The following is a 15761-nucleotide window of genomic DNA, read 5'->3' as shown; positions in this document are numbered from 1 at the left end:
CGGCGCCCTTCGCCCCGCCTGCCACGATGTTCGGGCCATGTGCCGGCCCGGGCCTGGGTGCATTCCACAGCCCGGTTCCCTCCTGCTGGCGACAGGAACCTGGTGCCGTGTGCCTGCCACACCCGGCACCTTTTTTCATCATGAGGCGGAAACCATGACCCGTGACACCCCCCTTCTCGACAAGATCCGTTCCCCCGCCGATCTGAGGGGGATGCCGGATGCCGATCTGGCCCGCCTGGCCCAGGAATTGCGCGCCGAGGTGATCGACACCGTGTCGCAGACCGGCGGGCATCTCGGCTCCTCGCTGGGCGTGGTGGAGCTTTCGGTTGCCATCCATGCCGTGTTCAACACGCCGGTCGACAAGCTGATCTGGGATGTCGGCCACCAGTGCTATCCCCACAAGATCCTGACCGGGCGGCGCGACCGGATGCTGAGCCTGCGGCAGGGTGGCGGCTTGTCGGGCTTCACCAAACGCACGGAAAGCGTCTTTGACCCTTTCGGTGCGGCCCATTCCTCCACCAGCATTTCGGCGGCCCTGGGCTTCACCATCGGGCGCGACATGGGGCAGCCCACCGGCGATGCGATTGCGGTGATCGGCGATGGCGCGATCACGGCGGGCATGGCCTATGAGGCGATGAATGCCGCAGGGCACCTCGGCAAGCGGCTCTTCGTCATCCTCAACGACAATGACATGAGCATCGCGCCCCCGGTCGGGGCCTTGAACAAATACCTCAACGGCCTGTCGGCCCATGCCCCCTTTGCGGCCCTGCGCGGCATGGCCGAGGGGTTCGAGGCCGCCTTGCCCGGCCCCCTGCGCGATGGCGCGCGGCGGGCGCGGGCCTTGGTCACCGGCATGCCGGGCGGTGGCACCCTGTTCGAGGAGCTGGGATTTTCCTATGTGGGCCCGGTGGATGGCCATGACATGACGGCGCTGCTCGGCACCTTGCGGGCGGTGCGGGCGCGGGCGACTGGGCCGGTGCTGATCCATGCGGTGACGGTCAAGGGCAAGGGCTATGCCCCGGCAGAGACCTCGGCCGACAAATACCATGGGGTGGCAAAGTTCGACGTGCCCTCCGGCGCGCAGGCGAAATCGCGGTCGAATGCGCCGGCCTATACGTCGGTCTTCGGCAAGGCCCTGACCGAAGAGGCCAGCCGCGATGGCCGCATCGTGGCGGTGACGGCGGCGATGCCCTCGGGCACCGGGCTTGACATCATGGCGCAGCGCTTTCCGGCACGGGTCTTCGATGTCGGCATCGCCGAGCAGCACGGCGTGACCTTTGCGGCGGGGATGGCGGCCAGCGGGCTGAAGCCCTTCGTGGCGATCTACTCGACCTTCCTGCAGCGGGCCTATGACCAGATCGTGCATGATGTGGCGCTGCAAGGCCTGCCGGTGCGCTTTGCCATCGACCGCGCCGGTCTGGTCGGCGCCGATGGGGCGACCCATGCCGGGGCCTTCGACGTGGGTTATCTCGCCAATCTGCCGGGCTTTGTGGTGATGGCCGCGGCGGATGAGGCGGAACTGGTCCACATGGTCGCCACCGCCGCCGGCCATGACGCCGGGCCGATCGCCTTTCGCTATCCGCGGGGCGAGGGCGTCGGCGTGCAGATGCCCGAACGCGGCGAGGCGCTGCCGATCGGCCGGGGCCGCGTGCTGCGCGAGGGGAGCGATCTGGCCTTCCTCAGCTTCGGGGCGCATCTGGCGGAATGCCTGCAGGCTGCCGAGGTGCTTGCGGCGCAGGGCATTTTCGCGACCGTGGCCGATGCCCGCTTTGCCAAGCCGCTGGATACCGCGCTGATCGACCAGCTGGCCCGCCATCACGGCGCCCTGGTGACGGTGGAGCAGGGGGCGGGCGGTGGCTTTGGCGCGCAGGTCCTGCAATACCTCGCCAATTCCGGCGGGCTGGATCACGGGCTGCGCTTGCGCACCATGACCTTGCCTGACCGCTTCATCGACCAGGCGAGCCCGGCGGAGATGTACAGGGATGCCGGGCTGACGGTGGAAGATATCATCCGCATGGGGCAGGGCCTGACCACGGCGCAGAGGTCCTCGCCTGCGGCCTTCCGGCGGGCCTGAGAGACAGGAAAGCCCCCGACAACCGCGGGGGCTTTCCTATCTTGGAAGCAGGGTCAGGCCTGACGGGTCTGACCCCTTGCGCCTGCCTTCAGTTCGAGGGAGCGGCGGGGGCGGGGGCTGCGGTGCCATCCGCCGGGGCCGCGGCGGCCGGCGGGCTGAACTGCGACAGATAGGCGTAGACATCCTCGGCCGTCGCGGCATCCTTGACCTTGAAGGACATCTTGGCCACGGCGCCGGGATTGTCGGTCTGCTTTGACAGGAAGGCCTTGGGGTTCTGCACATATTCGACGAAATGCGCTTCATCCCAGACCAGCCCGGCCTTGCCGGCGGCAACCATCGAGTCACCGTATTTGAAGCCTTCGTAGGTGCCGGCCGTGCGGCCGAAGACGCCGTAGAGGTTCGGGCCGATCTTGGCGCCCTTGCCTGCCAGCACCTTGCCGTCCGGGTCTGCGACCGTGTGGCAGGTCTGGCATTGCTTGAACACCTGCTCGCCCTTGGTGGCATCCCCGGCGGCGAAGGCTGGGGCCGCTGCGGTGGCCAAAACCGCGATCATGGCCAATTTCAATCTCATCAGGACCTCCCTCATGCTCGGTTCGTTTTATACGGACCCGGCGGCATGTCGGATCACATATTCAGTAGGTCGGGCCCCCGCGCCGGGGCCTCGGCTGACCCCTGCTCAGTGCCCTCTCGCACTCCTGTCAGGCGACCGCGCGGGACAGGGCGCAATGCTGCCAGAGCGCCTGCAGTGCACCGGCCAGATGGTCGATGTCGGCATCGCTGTGGAAGGGCGAGGGCGTGATGCGCAAACGCTCGGTCCCCTTGGCGACAGTGGGATAATTGATCGGCTGCACATAGATGCCCCAGTCGCGTATCAGGATATCCGAGATCATCCGGCACTTGACGGGATCGCCGATCAGCACGGGGATGATATGGCTGTCATTGGCCATGTGCGGGATGCCCAGACGGTCCAGCCGGGCGCGCAACCGGGCGACCTGGCGCTGCTGCTGGGCGCGTTCGACCCCGGAGGTCTTCAAATGGCGGATCGAGGCGGTGGCCGCCGCGGCCACGGCCGGGGGCAGGGCGGTGGTGAAGATGAAGCCGCTGGCAAAGCTGCGGATGAAATCGCACAGCGCCGCCGATCCGGTGATATAGCCGCCGACCACGCCAAAGGCCTTGCCAAGCGTGCCCTCGATCAGGTCGATCTGGTCGGCCAGCCCCTCGCGTTCGGTGACGCCGCCGCCGCGCGGCCCGTACATGCCCACGGCATGCACCTCGTCGATATAGGTCAGCGCGCCATGCGCCTTGGCGACCTGCACGATCTCCTTGATCGGGGCGATGTCGCCGTCCATCGAATAGACGGATTCGAAGGCCACCACCTTGGGCCGGTCGCCCACGGCGGCCAGCTTGCGGTCCAGATCGCGCCAGTCGCTGTGCTTCCAGATCACCTTGTCGGCGCGCGAGTGGCGGACTCCCTCGATCATGCTGGCATGGTTGCCGGCATCCGAGAAGATCACGACGCCCGGGATGCGGCTGCCCAGGGTGGACAGCGCCGCCCAGTTCGACACATAGCCCGAGGTGAAGAGCAGCGCCGCCTCCTTGCCATGCAGATCGGCGAGTTCCGCCTCCAGCAGCAGGTGCTTGTGGTTGTTGCCCGAGATGTTGCGCGTGCCGCCGGCGCCGGTGCCGCTTTCGTGGATGCAATCGACCATGGCCTTGACGACATCGGGGTGCTGGCCCATCCCGAGATAATCGTTCGAGCACCAGACGGTGATCTCCTTGACCTCGCCATCCTTGTGGTTGGCGGCGCGGGGAAAGGCGCCGCGTTTGCGTTCAAGCTCGGCAAAGGTGCGGTAATTGCCTTCGGCCTTGAGGGCATCGAGCTGGCTGCGGAAGATCTGGTCAAAGTCCATTGGCGTCCTCAAGCTTCTTGTGGGGTTTTGCGGCGTCTTTCTGAAGATCGGGCATCATCCAGCGCCACAATTTTTCATCCGGCAGGGGCAGCACCATGAACCAGTGCTCCAGCAGCGCCAGAAGGCAAAGGCAGGTCAGAAGCGCATAGCCGACCGACATGCCGGGGTGGTCGACATTGATGGCCCGTTCCAGCAACAGCGCCGAAAAGACCGTCAGGGCCGAGACGGAAATCGGGAAGAAGACGCTGATCCGGCCGAGGCGGAAGTGGCTGGCCAGATGGGTCAGGGGCTTGGGCAGAAACTGCGTGTTGATGCGCGGCACGCCGAGGAACAGGTTCAGCTTGGCAAAGACCCGCGCCACGAAGAGCAGGGCGAAGGTGCCGAAGGCGAAGGGGTTGGCGGCGTGCAGGCTGGCCAGTCCGAGGCCCGCAAGGGTTGCGACCAGAAGCGCCTCGTGCCAGGCGATGGTGCCCACCGCGCGCCAGAAGCGGTCGCGCGGACTGACGAAGGGCGGGCAGGGCTGGCGGTTGGGGCCGGTGATGACACCGGAGAGAAAGGCCAGCTCGATCCAGGCCCAGAGCGCCAGTGCGGCGAGAAAGGCCATGTAGATGCCATTGGCGGACAGGTCGGGCAGGCTGGCCCGCGCCGCCGCCACCCCCACCGCCAGAAGCGGCAGGCCGATGACGACAGAGTTCACATGGTCCTGTTCGGTGCCATTGTCGGCCACCCTGACCCGCCACAGGATGATCCCGGTGGAGAACCACCAGAGAAACAGCGTGATCACGGCGGCGAACCAGGGGCTGTCGCTCATCCCGGCCTCCCCTGGCCCAGGGGCAAGGGCGGCCGGACGCCGGGGCGCGCCCGCCCCGAACCCCCGGCCGCAGGGTGGGTGGCGGTCAATAGACCGGCTCCAGCCGCACGTCCTTGGGCGGGGCGCGGTGGATGACCGGGATCGTGTAAAGCGCCGCGAAGGACAGGGCCGCCTTGATGGCGCCGCGCTTGTGCTTCAGCCAGCCGCCGACCCCGCCCTGCCGCTTGCCCGCATCCATCTGGCCGAAGGCGTCGCGCATCCGGCGCAGGTTGGGCAGCCAGCGCTTGTGGTCGATGTCCACCTCGATCGGGAAGACCTGGCGCGCGATGGTGGAGGTCTTGCGATAGACCTCCTGATCGTACCATTCGATGTCGACGCCAAGCGCCTTGTGAAACTCCGGGCGCTGGTGGTCGCGCACGAACATGGTGGAATAGACCGCCGTCAGAAAGAAGCGGATCCACAGCTTGTTGGCGAAGGAATTGGTCAGCTTCGGGTCGGTGCGCATCAGAAGCGCGAAGGCCTCGCCGTGGCGGAATTCATCGTTGCACCACTCGCGGAACCATTTGAAGATCGGATGGAAGCGGTGATCGGGATGCGCCTCGAGGTGGCGGAAGATCGTGATGTAGCGGGCGTAACCGATCTTTTCCGACAGATAGGTCGCGTAGTAGATGAATTTCGGACGGAAATAGGTGTATTTCTTCGCCTTGGTCAGAAAGCCGAGGTTCACCGCCACCCCGGCCTCGCGCAGGGCGTCGTTGATGAAGCCGGCGTGCCGGGCCTCGTCGCGCGACATGAAGCCGAAGAGGGCGCAGATGTCGGGATTGTTGCCGCGCCGCTTCATCTCCTTGTAAAGCACGCAGCCGGAAAACTCGGCGGTGCAGGAGGAGACGAGGAAGTCGATGAACTCGCGCTTGAGCTTGGGCTCCATGCCGTCCCAGTTGGCGTCCCATTCGGTCCATTCCACGGTCTTCTTGAAATGGCCCTTGTTGGGATCGCTGGCCATTTCGGCCAGAAGCGCGTCCCAGTCCTTGCGGACGGGGGTGACGTCGATCCGGTCCATCTCGTCAAAGTCGGTGGTGTAGAAGCGCGGGTTCAGAAGGGTGGTTTCGGTGGCCATCGCCTGGGTGTCTTGCGGCTGGGCGGCGGCCAGTTCGGCATAGTCGGCTTCGAGAGCCTTGGGGGTCGCGTTCATAGCGTCACCTCGTCCGAGAAGGAAAACTCGCAAAGCTCCATGAAGCCGAAGTCGCCGGTCATCCTTGTCCACAGGCGTTCAAGGGCAGAGGCGCGGGTGATGGTGGCCTGGCGGTCCTCGACGATCACCTCGCCGTAAGCGGCGAGGATCGGGCGGCCATGGACCAGGACCTCGTCGCCGGGATGGACGATGGCCCCGTTGTTGAAGCGGACGTGGGCATGCAGGCTGTCGAACCGATGGCTCACCTCGACGGTGCAGGGCACGTCCTCGGCGTATTTTCTGAAGATTCCCATGATTTGGTTCCCATTGTTGGTTGTCAGTTCTGAGGTCATCAGTGCTGTGACATGAGCCGTTCGAATGCGGCCCTGTTGTCGGACCCGAAGGCGCCGAGTTCGGCAGACCATCCGGTATAGGGGTCAAGTGCGGAGAGGCGGCCATTGGCGTATTCCACAATCCGCACCGGCAGCAGTTTATCGACACCGGCCGTCAGGCGTGCGCGCTCCATCCCGTTCTGAATGACGGTTATGAAGCCGCCATGCGGCAGGTCCATCAGTTGCGTGCCATCGGGGGCCAGAACGGTCACGGCCTGGGCGCCGCCGCCTTTCAGGATGATGTCACGCTCTGCCACGATGGCAGCAGGCTTGGGCACGCCGACATGCGGGCGCCCGGTCAGGACGGCAAAGCTGACGAGCGCCAGGCTTGCCAGGACAAGCGCCAGCATCGCCCAGAGCAGGGGCTTGGGGATCATCTCGCGCTGGGTGGAGGGGCGCGCCATCTGGCGGGCGGCCGCGATATGGGCCGCGGCCTGGGCTGCGGCGGAACGTCTGGGTGTGGGGCGGGCCTGGGCTTGCATCATCATCACTCCGCCGCGAGGGACAGACCGCCCGGCACAAGCGCCACCTGCGGTTCGTTGAGCCGGGTTTCCGCCGCCTGCGCCAGAAGGGTGGCGACGCGGGCCGCATCGGGGATGGCACGCAGCGCGGGCTGGGTATGTGCGAAGTGCCAGGGCCGGACATGCGGCCAGCAGACGAGGTAGGAGATCCGCGTCTCGCCCAGGGTTTCCAGCGCGATGGTGCCGGTGCCATCGGACCTGACCGCGCAGGAGGCATTGGCAAGCTGGCGGAACGGCAGGTTCAAGGTGACGGTCAGCGCCGCCCCGATCCGCATCGCCACCCGGGCGCTGGTGATGGTGTAGAGCGTCGCCCGCGCCTGCACTGCCGCCATGGCGGTCAGGATCAGGCAGACCACCAGCCCGATGCCCAGATAGGGCAGCATCACCGCCAGAACCTCCGCCGGGCCTTCGGCGATCACGCTGGCGCGCCAGAGCGCCAGCACGACGAAGTAGCCCGCCACCCAGCTGATCTTGAAGGCGTCCCGCGCCAGGGCGAAGGTCGCGGGCCGTCCCTGCCACAGGACCTCCTCCCCCGCGGGGGGGCGCTCGGGCAGGCCGGGCACAGGCTCGGTCGCGAAATCGTCATGGGCGGGCGGGGTCTGGTGATTGGTCATGGCCAGACCCCTAAGGCTGCCAGGACAAGGGGCCGCCCTTGCGCTTGTCGGCGGCGTAAAGCGTGCCGCCCGCGTAGTAGCCGCTGATCTTGTCCTCTTCCAGCAGGGTGACTTCGGTCATCGACCGGGTGATCGGCACGCCGTCGAAGAGGTCCGAGGACAAGGCGTTGATGCGCACCCGGTCCTTCCAGATCTTGACCATCGGCATCGGCACCAGACGCTTGCCGCCCGAGTTCAGGTCGATCTCCAGATAGCGCACCAGCTGCTCGGGGGCATCCACCCACATGTCGGAGATGCGGCCGATCACTTCGTTGTCGCCCGCCTGCACCGGCAATCCCCGCGGATCGCGACCGGCCGAGACGGTGAAGGCCGGGGCCATCGCCATCGGCACGATCTTGTTGTGGCCGTGGCCATCCAGTTCGGGAATGTCGCGCCGCGGCGCCCAGGAGGCCGGGCCCACGCCATCCCGCATCGGGTCGCCCAGGGGCGCATGGGGGAAGCCTTCCGAGACGGCGGTGCGGCCCAGGGCCACCTCGCGCGCCTCACGCGCCCCGTTGGGCACGCTCACCTCGCCCCGGCCATGCGGCAGCAGGAAGGTCTTGGGCTTGGGCACCGGGAAGGGGCCCTGGTTCCGGGCCGGGGTGCCGTCCTCCATCTCCAGCGGGTAGCCTTCGCGCATGTTTTCGGTTTGCAGATAATAGACCAGCAGGGCGAAGAAGCCCCAGAAGAGCCAGATCGCCAGCGAGGCGAGGTCGAAGTTTCCGAAGAAGTGAACGCCGAGCATTGTGATGTCCTCCGCAGGTCAGTTGGGGAAGTCGGCAAGACCGAGCCGGGTGGATTTGGCCGCGGTCTGCGGATGAAAGAGGGTGACGCGGACCAGAGGGGCCATCGCGATCAGCGTCGCAAACAGGATGACGATCTCGGTCATGTAGACGCAGGCATAGCCGAAGGCGGGCGAGATCAGCGCAGCCCCCAGTTTTCCCGACAGCGCATAGGCGCCCGCCACGTCGCGCAAGCCGCCGCCCATGGCGATGGAGAGGCCGGTGGCCGTGGCCTGGGCCGCCCCCCAGGCGCCCAGCACCAGACCGCGCCCCGCCATGCCCTGTTCGGGCAGCGCCATTGCCGCGATCAGCGTCGAGACGGCGAAAAGCCCCGAGCCCATGCCGATCGCATAAGACCCGAGGAAGAACAGCACCTCCGAATGCAGGGGTGCTGCCAGCGCCACCGCCAGAAAGGCGCCGACGCCCAGAAGAATGCCGCGCCCGGCCATGCGGAAGGTGTCCTGGCCCTGTCCGATCCAGTGCCCGGCCAGGATGAAGCCCGTCAGCACCCCCATCGCATAACAGGCGCTGAGCACCGTGGTGGAACTGACGGTCAATCCCAGGATCTCGGCGCCATAGGGTTCCAGAAGCACGTCCTGCATCTGAAAGCCGAAGGTGCCCATCAAGACCACCAGCAATAGCCGCCCCGCCGTACCGCTGGCCATCAGGTCGCGCCAGCCCTCGTGGAAGATCGGCCGGGTCTCGGCCATTTCCTCCTTGGTCATCGGGCGGACCTTCTCCTGCTTCCACAGGGCGATGACGTTCAGCACCATGGTCGCCACGGCGCAGCCCTGCACGACGCGGATCAGCTTGATCTCGTTGAACTCGCGCAGCAGCGTGCCGAGGACCAGCGCCGATACCGCCATCCCGAGCAGCGACATGACGTAAAGCAGCACCACGACGCGGGGCCGCGTCGCCTCGGTCGCGCGGTCGGAGGCGAGCGAGAGGCCGGCGGTCTGGGTCATGTGCATGCCCACCCCCGTCATCAGGAAGGCCACCGAGGCCAGCGCCTTGCCGGCCCAGACCGGCCCGTTGGCCTGGTCGCCCGACAGCACGATCAGCGCGAAGGGCATGATGGCGAGGCCGCCCATCTGCCAGAGCGAGCCGAACCACAGGTAGGGAATCCGCTTCCAGCCGATCCAGCTTTTGTGGGTGTCGCTCTTGTGGCCCAGAAGCGCGCGGAACGGTGCCGAAAGCACCGGCAGCGCGATCATCAGCGAGACGACCGTGGCGGGCACCCCCAGCTCGACGATCATCACCCGGTTCAGCGTGCCGATCATCAGGACATAGGCCATGCCGACCGAGACCTGGAACAGGCCCAGCCGCAGCAGCTGCCCCAGCGGCAGCTCGTCCGAGGCGGCATCGGCAAAGGGCATCCAGCGATAGCCCAGCTTCTGGATATGCTTGGACTTGATGAGGATCATGGCCGGTACTCCAGACATTCCGAGATGTAGAAACCGCGCGACACGCGGTCGACCTTGTGGAGCCTGCCCTCCATGGCCCGGTGCAGGCTCGCGAAGGCCTGCGGCACCATGGTGGGCGAACGGTCTGCGCGCGGGAAGAGTTTGCCCAGGGACCAGAAGGTCATCAGGAAGGCGGTTTTCGGCGCCACGGTGAAGACGACGGACCTTTCGGTCCTGTGCCCCAGGCGCGCGAGCGCCGCCGCAAGATCGGCGCGGCCATAGTAGATCAGGCTGTCCATCGCGACGACGAAGTCGAAGCGGCCATGGTCGCCGGTCATGTCGCCCGCGGCAAAGGCGACCTTGCCCCGATGTTCGGCGGGCAGGCGCGCCCGGGCGATGCCCACCAGCTGCGGCGAGATGTCCACCGCCACCACATCGGCCCCGCGCGCGGCCAGCTCCGCCGTCATCTGGCCCGCGCCGCAGCCGGCATCCAGAACCCGGGCGCCGCGCAGATCGGAGGGCAGGCGCGACAGCATCAGCGCGCGCATCCGGTCGCGCCCCTCGCGGACGGTCTGGCGGATGCGCGACACCGGCGCATCCGAGGTCAGCCGCTCCCATGCCTTGGTGGCAGAGCGGTCGAAGTAATCTTCGACGCGGGTGAGCGTGCCCGCATAGGTCCGGGTCTGGTCAGCCATCAGTCAAACCCCAGCAGTTCGAAGATTTCCCGGTCGGGCAGCGGCGCGGGCGAGGACCCCTCGCCCTGCACCGAACGCCAGAGCGTATCGGCCAGCCGCATGTATTCGGCGCGGGCCATGACGATGTCTTCGCTGTCGTCCATCGCGAACAGCGTCTTCTTCTTCAGGCGCGAGCGGCGGATGGCGTCGATGTCGGGCATATGGGCGATGCGGTTGAAGCCGACGCGGGCGCAGTAGCGGTCCACCTCGTTGGTCTCGCGCGAGCGGTTGGCGACGCAGCCGGCCAGCCTGACCTTGTAATTGCCCGACTTGGCCTGCACGGCGGCGATGATGCGGTTCATTGCATAGATGCTGTCAAAGTCGTTGGCGGTGACGATCACCGCGCGGTCGGCATGCTGCAAGGGGGCGGCAAAGCCGCCGCAGACCACGTCGCCCAGCACGTCGAAGATCACCACATCGGTGTCGTCCAGCAGGTGGTGCTGCTTCAGGAGCTTCACCGTCTGGCCCACGACATAGCCGCCGCAGCCGGTGCCGGCCGGCGGCCCGCCCGCCTCGACGCATTTCACCCCGTTGAAGCCCTCGGCGACATAGTCTTCCGGCCGCAGCTCCTCGGCATGGAAGTCGACCTCCTTCAGGATGTCGATGACCGTGGCCTGCAGCCGCCCCGTCAGGGTGAAGGTGCTGTCATGCTTGGGGTCGCAGCCGATCTGCAACACCCGCTTGCCCATCATGGAAAAGGCCGCGCTGAGGTTGGACGAGGTGGTGGATTTGCCGATCCCCCCCTTGCCATAGACCGAAAAGACCTTGGCCCCTTCGATGCGCGCCTCGGCATCCTGATGGACCTGAACCGAGCCTTCGCCGTCCAGCCCGCGCAAATTCGGTATCGCATCAAGGCTCATGCTTCTGCCCCTTTCATTGGTCCAGAAATATCCCCGCCGGAGGCTCCGGCGCCGGGGTCATGCGGAAGGGTCGAGGACCGGTTCATTCGGCGGCGATCCCTTCCAGGCGGTCTTCCAGCTCGTCGGCGGCGCGTTGCAGCGCGGCCAGCGTGGCCGGGTCCGGTTTCCAGTAACGGCGGTCGGAGGCTTCGATCAGGCGGTTGGCCATCCGCGCGCTGGCCTGCGGGTTCAGCGAGGCCATCCGCTTGCGCATGGCCTCGTCCAGCACGAAGGTTTCCGACAGGCGCTGATAGACCCAAGGGTCGACGGCCTCTGCCGTGGCGGACCAGCCCATCGTGTTGGTGACATGGGCCTCGATCTGGCGGACACCCTCGGCCCCGTGCTTCAGGAGCCCCTCGTAGAATTTCGGGTTCAGCGCGCGCGCGCGGCTTTCAAGCGCGATCTGGTCGCGCAGGGTGCGGATCTTGCCGGTGCCGCGGGTCTGGTCGCTGATATAGACCGGGGTCTCGGCGCCGCGCTGGCGTTTGACGGCGCGGGCGATGCCGCCCAGCGTGTCGAAGTAATGATCGACCGCGGTCACCCCCAGCTCGACCGATTCCAGGTTCTGATAGGCCATCTCGACATTCTTCAGCGCCTTCTTCATCAGCGCGGCCTGTTTCACCGGCTTGCCGTTCAGGCCATAGGCAAAGCTCTTGCGCGCCTCGTAGGCATCGGCCAACTCGTCCTCTTCGCCAAAGGCAGAGCTGTCGACCAGCTGGTTGACATTGGACCCATAGGCCCCCGCCGCATTCGAGAACACCCGCAGCGCGGCGGTCTGCATGTCGCAGGACATCTGCTCGGCATAGGCCAGGGCATGGGCGCGGATGAAGTTCTGCGACAGGGGCTCCTCCGCCATGGCGCATTTGTACGCGGCCTCGGCCAGCATCCGGGTCTGCAGGGGCAGCAGGTCGCGGAAGATGCCCGACAGGGTCATCAGCACATCGATCCGCGGACGGCCGAGCTGGGCCAAGGGGATGAGGTCGGCGCCCGACAGGCGGCCATAGCTGTCAAAGCGCGGCCGCGCCCCCATCAGCGCCAGCGCCTGCGCGATCGGCCCGCCATCCGACTTGATGTTGTCCGAACCCCAGAGGACCAGCGCGATCGACCGCGGCAGGGTGGGATGGGCGGCCAGAAGCCGGTCGGCCTGGGCCATGCCATCGCGCAGCGCAAACTCGGTCGGCATCCGGAACGGGTCGAAGGCGTGGATGTTGCGCCCGGTCGGCAGGATCTGGGGCGAGCGGATCAGATCGCCGCCCGGCACCGGGGCGATGAAACGGGCGGAAAGGGCGCGCAGAAGCCCGGGGATTTCGGTCTCCGCCTGCAACTGGCGGTCAATCCGGTCGCGGGCGATGTCATCCATCGGCGGCAGAAGGTCGAGGTATTCGGCCCGGGCCTTCGCACTCATCGGGCGCCCCACCACATGCAAGCCGTCCGGGATCAGCGCATCCTCGGCCTCGAGCAGTTTCAGCCAAAGCGCCTCGGGCTTCAGGCCCGCCATGTCGACGACGGCCGCCTGTTCGGCGATCAGGGCTTCCAGATCGGCCCGTTCGGGCGCCGCGGGGGCGAGCGCGCGCCAGCGGGTGAGGCTGTCCTTCAGCTCGATCAGGCCCTTGTAAAGCCCGGCCTGCGCCAGGGGCGGGGTCAGATGGGTGATGGTCACGGCATTGGCGCGGCGCTTGGCAAGCGTGGCTTCGGACGGGTTGTTGGCGGCATAGAGGTAGATGTTGGGCACCTCGCCGATCAGCCGGTCGGGCCAGTCGGCGGCGCCGAGGCCGGCCTGTTTGCCGGGCATGAACTCCAGGGCGCCATGCATGCCGAAATGCAGCAAGGCATCGACCTGAAAGCTGTTGCGCAGCCAGAGGTAGAACTGGACGAAGGCATGGGTCGGGGCAAAGCCGCGTTCGAAGAGCAGGCGCATCGGGTCGCCTTCGTAGCCGAAGCTCGGTTGCAGGCCCACGAAGACATTGCCGAACTGGCGGCCGAGGATGAAGAGATGGCGCCCGTCGCTCTGGACCTTGCCGGGGGCGGGGCCCCAGACGGCCTCGACCTCCCGCAGGTGTTTCGTGCCGCGCAGGATGCTGTCGGCATCGACGAAGGCCGCGACATTGGCGGGCTGGCCGTAGCTTTGCGCATTGCCGCCCAGCACGGCTTCGCGCAGGTCATCGACGCTGGCGGGCACCTCGAGGCTGTAGCCGTCAGCCCGCATCGCCTGCAGCGTGTTGTGCAGGCTTTCGAAGACCGAGAGATAGGCGGCGGTGCCCGCGGCGCCGGCATTGGGCGGAAAGCCGAAGAGGACGATGCCGACCTTCTTTGCGGCGTTGCGCTTCTGGCGCAGGCTGGCGAGGCGGTGGGTCTTCTCGGCGAGGGAGGCCACGCGTTCGGGGCAGGGCGCCATGGCGCGGTTGTCGACAGAGCCCTTGCACATCAGGGGGCAGCCGCTGCAGCCCTCCAGCCCATGGCGCCCGGCAAAGACGGTCGGGTTGGTCGCGCCGTCGATCTCGGGCAGGGCGATCAGCATGGTGGTTTCGATTGGCCCAAGACCGGTGCCCGCGGCGGCCCATTGGCCCAGCGTCTGAAACTCCAGCGGGTGGGCGGCGATATAGGGCACATCCAGCGCCGAGAGCGCCTCGACCGCCGCCGGACTGTCGTTATAGGCCGGGCCGCCGACGAGAGAGAAGCCGGTCAGCGACAGGATCGCATCGATCGGCCGCGCGGTCCGGAAATAGCTGTCGATGGCGGGACGGCCGTCAAGGCCGCCGGCAAAGGCCGGGATGCAGGCGATGCCCCTCGCCTCGAGTGCGGCGATCACCGCATCGTAATGCGCGGTGTCCGAGGCGAGGACGTAAGAGCGCAGCATCAGCAGGCCGACGGTCAGCCGGGCCCCCGCGGGGCGGGGCAGGGCGGCAAGGTCGGTGGTGATGCGACCGGGCAGGGCCGGGTGATAGAGGCCGACATCGGGATAATCGACCGGGGCCTTTGCGGCACCACCGCGCCAGTCCTTGCGGGCGGCATAGCGCCCGATCAGGAAGCGGATCATCTGTTCGATATTGTCGTCCGACCCGCCGAGCCAATATTGCATGCAGAGGAACCAGGCGCGCAGGTCCTGCGCCTTGCCGGGAATCCAGCGCAGGATCCGGGGCAGGCGGCGCAGCATCGACATCTGCTTCTGGCCGCAATTGGCGGAGGTTTTCGCAGCGGGTTTCAGCTTCTTCAGCAGGGCCATCGCGGCCGAGGCGGGACGCGCCATATCGAGATCGCCCATCCGGGTCAGCCTGACGATGGCGCTGTCGGCGATCAGGCCGACGAAGGCATCGGCGCGGGTGCGGGCCTCGGTCAGGGCGGGGAGGATGGCGGTGATATGTTCCTCGATGAAGATCAGGTTCGCCACGACGATATCGGCCGTCTTCAGCGCCAGTTTGCAGCGGGCGAGGGCGGCGGGGTTTTCAGCCCATTCGGCGGCGGCATGGACCTCGACGTTCAGGCCGGGGAAGTCCTTGGCCAGGCGCGAGGCGATGCGGGCGGTCGGGCCTGCGGCATGCTGGTCGAGGGTCACAACCACGATGTTGTAGCAAACCCGGGTTCCGGTGAGGGGGCTGTCAGCGCGCATAATGGGCCTTGGCCTCATAGAGGGTTGCGATGGAGATGGCGGTGACGCCGCGGGTCTGGGCATAGGTCTCGGTGTTGCGGCGGGCCTTGCCGCGGACGAAGAAGGGGATCTTTTTCAGCTCGTTTTCGGCATCCGACAGCCAGACGATCTGACCCGAGGGCCGGGGCGCGGTAACGGTGGAAGAGGATGCGACCTCTGCGGGCATCGAGCCCGCTTCGGCCGCGGCCGCAGGGGCGGCTTCGGCGCGGATGTCCGGCGTCGCCTCGCGCGGCTGATGCCGGTTGCCGTGATGCGAGGCGCCGGCGGCGTCATGAAATTCGAAATCCTCGCGGAACATGTGGAGGAGATGCTCTTCGAGGCCCATCACCAGGGGATGCACCCAGGTGTCGAAGATCACGTTGGCGCCTTCCCAGCCCATCTGCGGCGCATAGCGGGCCGGGAAATCCTCGACATGGACCGGGGCCGAGATCACGGCGCAGGGGATGCCGAGGCGCTTGCCGATGTGACGCTCCATCTGGGTGCCGAGGATCAACTCGGGCTGCAGGGCGGCGATGGCGGCCTCGACCTCGAGGTAATCGTCGGTGATCAGCGCCTCGACGCCGTAATCTCGCGCCAGGGCACGGATCGGACGGGCCATTTCGCGGTTGAAACAGCCAAGGCCTGCCACCTCGAACCCCATCTCGTCGCGGGCGATGCGGGCGGCGGCGGCGACATGGGTGCCGTCGCCGAAGAGGAAGACGCGCTTGCCGGTGAGATAGGTCGAATCCACGCTGCGCGTCCACCAGGGCAGGCGCAGGCGCGCGG

14 protein-coding genes are annotated in these 15761 nt (G+C 67.0%); 1 reads left to right on the top strand and 13 read right to left on the bottom strand.

All coding sequences use genetic code 11. The annotated features are described in order from the left end of the window. The first annotated feature begins 154 nt into the window (after positions 1-154). Positions 155-2074, top strand: coding sequence for a 1-deoxy-D-xylulose-5-phosphate synthase (dxs, locus tag AC1DZT_RS10955; RefSeq protein ID WP_478006668.1), 1920 nt, complete (start codon positions 155-157; stop codon positions 2072-2074). A gap of 88 nt (positions 2075-2162) precedes the next feature. Here dxs and AC1DZT_RS10950 read toward each other — a convergent pair whose 3' ends face one another. The 13 genes from AC1DZT_RS10950 to AC1DZT_RS10890 form a co-directional block, all read right to left on the bottom strand. Then, on the bottom strand, positions 2163-2645 hold the full coding sequence (locus AC1DZT_RS10950) for a c-type cytochrome (protein ID WP_478006667.1): 483 nt from the start codon (positions 2643-2645) through the stop codon (positions 2163-2165). Between the two features lie 127 nt (positions 2646-2772). Further along, positions 2773-3984 (bottom strand): 5-aminolevulinate synthase, encoded by a 1212-nt coding sequence (gene hemA / locus AC1DZT_RS10945; RefSeq protein WP_478006666.1) that lies wholly within the window; start codon positions 3982-3984, stop codon positions 2773-2775. Then, positions 3974-4795 carry a putative photosynthetic complex assembly protein PuhE gene (gene puhE / locus AC1DZT_RS10940; RefSeq protein WP_478006665.1) on the bottom strand — a complete coding sequence of 274 codons (822 nt, stop codon included), beginning with the start codon at positions 4793-4795 and terminating at the stop codon, positions 3974-3976. Before puhE ends, hemA begins: the two co-directional genes overlap by 11 nt. An 85-nt stretch (positions 4796-4880) precedes the next feature. Beyond that, positions 4881-5987 (bottom strand): magnesium-protoporphyrin IX monomethyl ester (oxidative) cyclase, encoded by a 1107-nt coding sequence (gene acsF, locus AC1DZT_RS10935; protein ID WP_478006664.1) that lies wholly within the window; start codon positions 5985-5987, stop codon positions 4881-4883. Further along, on the bottom strand, positions 5984-6280 hold the full coding sequence (locus tag AC1DZT_RS10930) for a hypothetical protein (RefSeq protein ID WP_478006663.1): 297 nt from the start codon (positions 6278-6280) through the stop codon (positions 5984-5986). The genes acsF and AC1DZT_RS10930 overlap by 4 nt, the downstream gene beginning before the upstream one ends. Before the next feature lie 38 nt (positions 6281-6318). Beyond that, positions 6319-6843 carry a photosynthetic complex assembly protein PuhC gene (puhC, locus tag AC1DZT_RS10925; RefSeq protein WP_478006662.1) on the bottom strand — a complete coding sequence of 175 codons (525 nt, stop codon included), beginning with the start codon at positions 6841-6843 and terminating at the stop codon, positions 6319-6321. A 2-nt stretch (positions 6844-6845) separates the two neighbouring features. Next, positions 6846-7493 carry a photosynthetic complex putative assembly protein PuhB gene (puhB, locus tag AC1DZT_RS10920; RefSeq protein WP_478006661.1) on the bottom strand — a complete coding sequence of 216 codons (648 nt, stop codon included), beginning with the start codon at positions 7491-7493 and terminating at the stop codon, positions 6846-6848. A 10-nt stretch (positions 7494-7503) separates the two neighbouring features. Continuing rightward, a complete protein-coding gene (puhA, locus tag AC1DZT_RS10915) occupies positions 7504-8277 on the bottom strand; it encodes a photosynthetic reaction center subunit H (RefSeq protein WP_478006660.1) in 774 nt (257 codons plus the stop codon). Between the two features lie 18 nt (positions 8278-8295). Beyond that, entirely contained in the window at positions 8296-9735 is a 1440-nt protein-coding gene (locus tag AC1DZT_RS10910) for a PucC family protein (RefSeq protein WP_478006942.1), read from the bottom strand. After that, the gene (bchM, locus tag AC1DZT_RS10905) at positions 9735-10412 is read right to left on the bottom strand and encodes a magnesium protoporphyrin IX methyltransferase (protein ID WP_478006659.1); all 678 of its coding nucleotides are present in this window, start codon (positions 10410-10412) and stop codon (positions 9735-9737) included. The genes AC1DZT_RS10910 and bchM overlap by 1 nt, the downstream gene beginning before the upstream one ends. Further along, positions 10412-11311, bottom strand: a complete 900-nt coding sequence (gene bchL, locus AC1DZT_RS10900) for a ferredoxin:protochlorophyllide reductase (ATP-dependent) iron-sulfur ATP-binding protein (protein WP_478006658.1) — start codon at positions 11309-11311, stop codon at positions 10412-10414. Before bchL ends, bchM begins: the two co-directional genes overlap by 1 nt. Before the next feature lie 82 nt (positions 11312-11393). Then, positions 11394-14957, bottom strand: a complete 3564-nt coding sequence (locus AC1DZT_RS10895) for a magnesium chelatase subunit H (protein ID WP_478006657.1) — start codon at positions 14955-14957, stop codon at positions 11394-11396. Next, positions 14947-15761: nitrogenase component 1 (locus AC1DZT_RS10890; protein WP_478006656.1), on the bottom strand; the 815-nt coding region annotated here is incomplete at its 5' end. The genes AC1DZT_RS10895 and AC1DZT_RS10890, both read right to left, overlap by 11 nt.

The organism is Rhodobacter sp. P1_C2 (assembly GCF_056406375.1).
This window is presented reverse-complemented; position numbering and strand designations above follow the sequence as displayed.

Bases quoted from the DNA above. Each gene is read 5' to 3' on its own strand.
- dxs (WP_478006668.1), top strand. From the start codon at position 155: ATGACCCGTGACACCCCCCTTCTCGACAAGATCCGTTCCCCCGCCGAT.
- AC1DZT_RS10950 (WP_478006667.1), bottom strand. From the start codon at position 2,645: ATGAGATTGAAATTGGCCATGATCGCGGTTTTGGCCACCGCAGCGGCC.
- hemA (WP_478006666.1), bottom strand. From the start codon at position 3,984: ATGGACTTTGACCAGATCTTCCGCAGCCAGCTCGATGCCCTCAAGGCC.
- puhE (WP_478006665.1), bottom strand. From the start codon at position 4,795: ATGAGCGACAGCCCCTGGTTCGCCGCCGTGATCACGCTGTTTCTCTGG.
- acsF (WP_478006664.1), bottom strand. From the start codon at position 5,987: ATGAACGCGACCCCCAAGGCTCTCGAAGCCGACTATGCCGAACTGGCC.
- AC1DZT_RS10930 (WP_478006663.1), bottom strand. From the start codon at position 6,280: ATGGGAATCTTCAGAAAATACGCCGAGGACGTGCCCTGCACCGTCGAG.
- puhC (WP_478006662.1), bottom strand. From the start codon at position 6,843: ATGATGCAAGCCCAGGCCCGCCCCACACCCAGACGTTCCGCCGCAGCC.
- puhB (WP_478006661.1), bottom strand. From the start codon at position 7,493: ATGACCAATCACCAGACCCCGCCCGCCCATGACGATTTCGCGACCGAG.
- puhA (WP_478006660.1), bottom strand. From the start codon at position 8,277: ATGCTCGGCGTTCACTTCTTCGGAAACTTCGACCTCGCCTCGCTGGCG.
- bchM (WP_478006659.1), bottom strand. From the start codon at position 10,412: ATGGCTGACCAGACCCGGACCTATGCGGGCACGCTCACCCGCGTCGAA.
- bchL (WP_478006658.1), bottom strand. From the start codon at position 11,311: ATGAGCCTTGATGCGATACCGAATTTGCGCGGGCTGGACGGCGAAGGC.
- AC1DZT_RS10895 (WP_478006657.1), bottom strand. From the start codon at position 14,957: ATGCGCGCTGACAGCCCCCTCACCGGAACCCGGGTTTGCTACAACATC.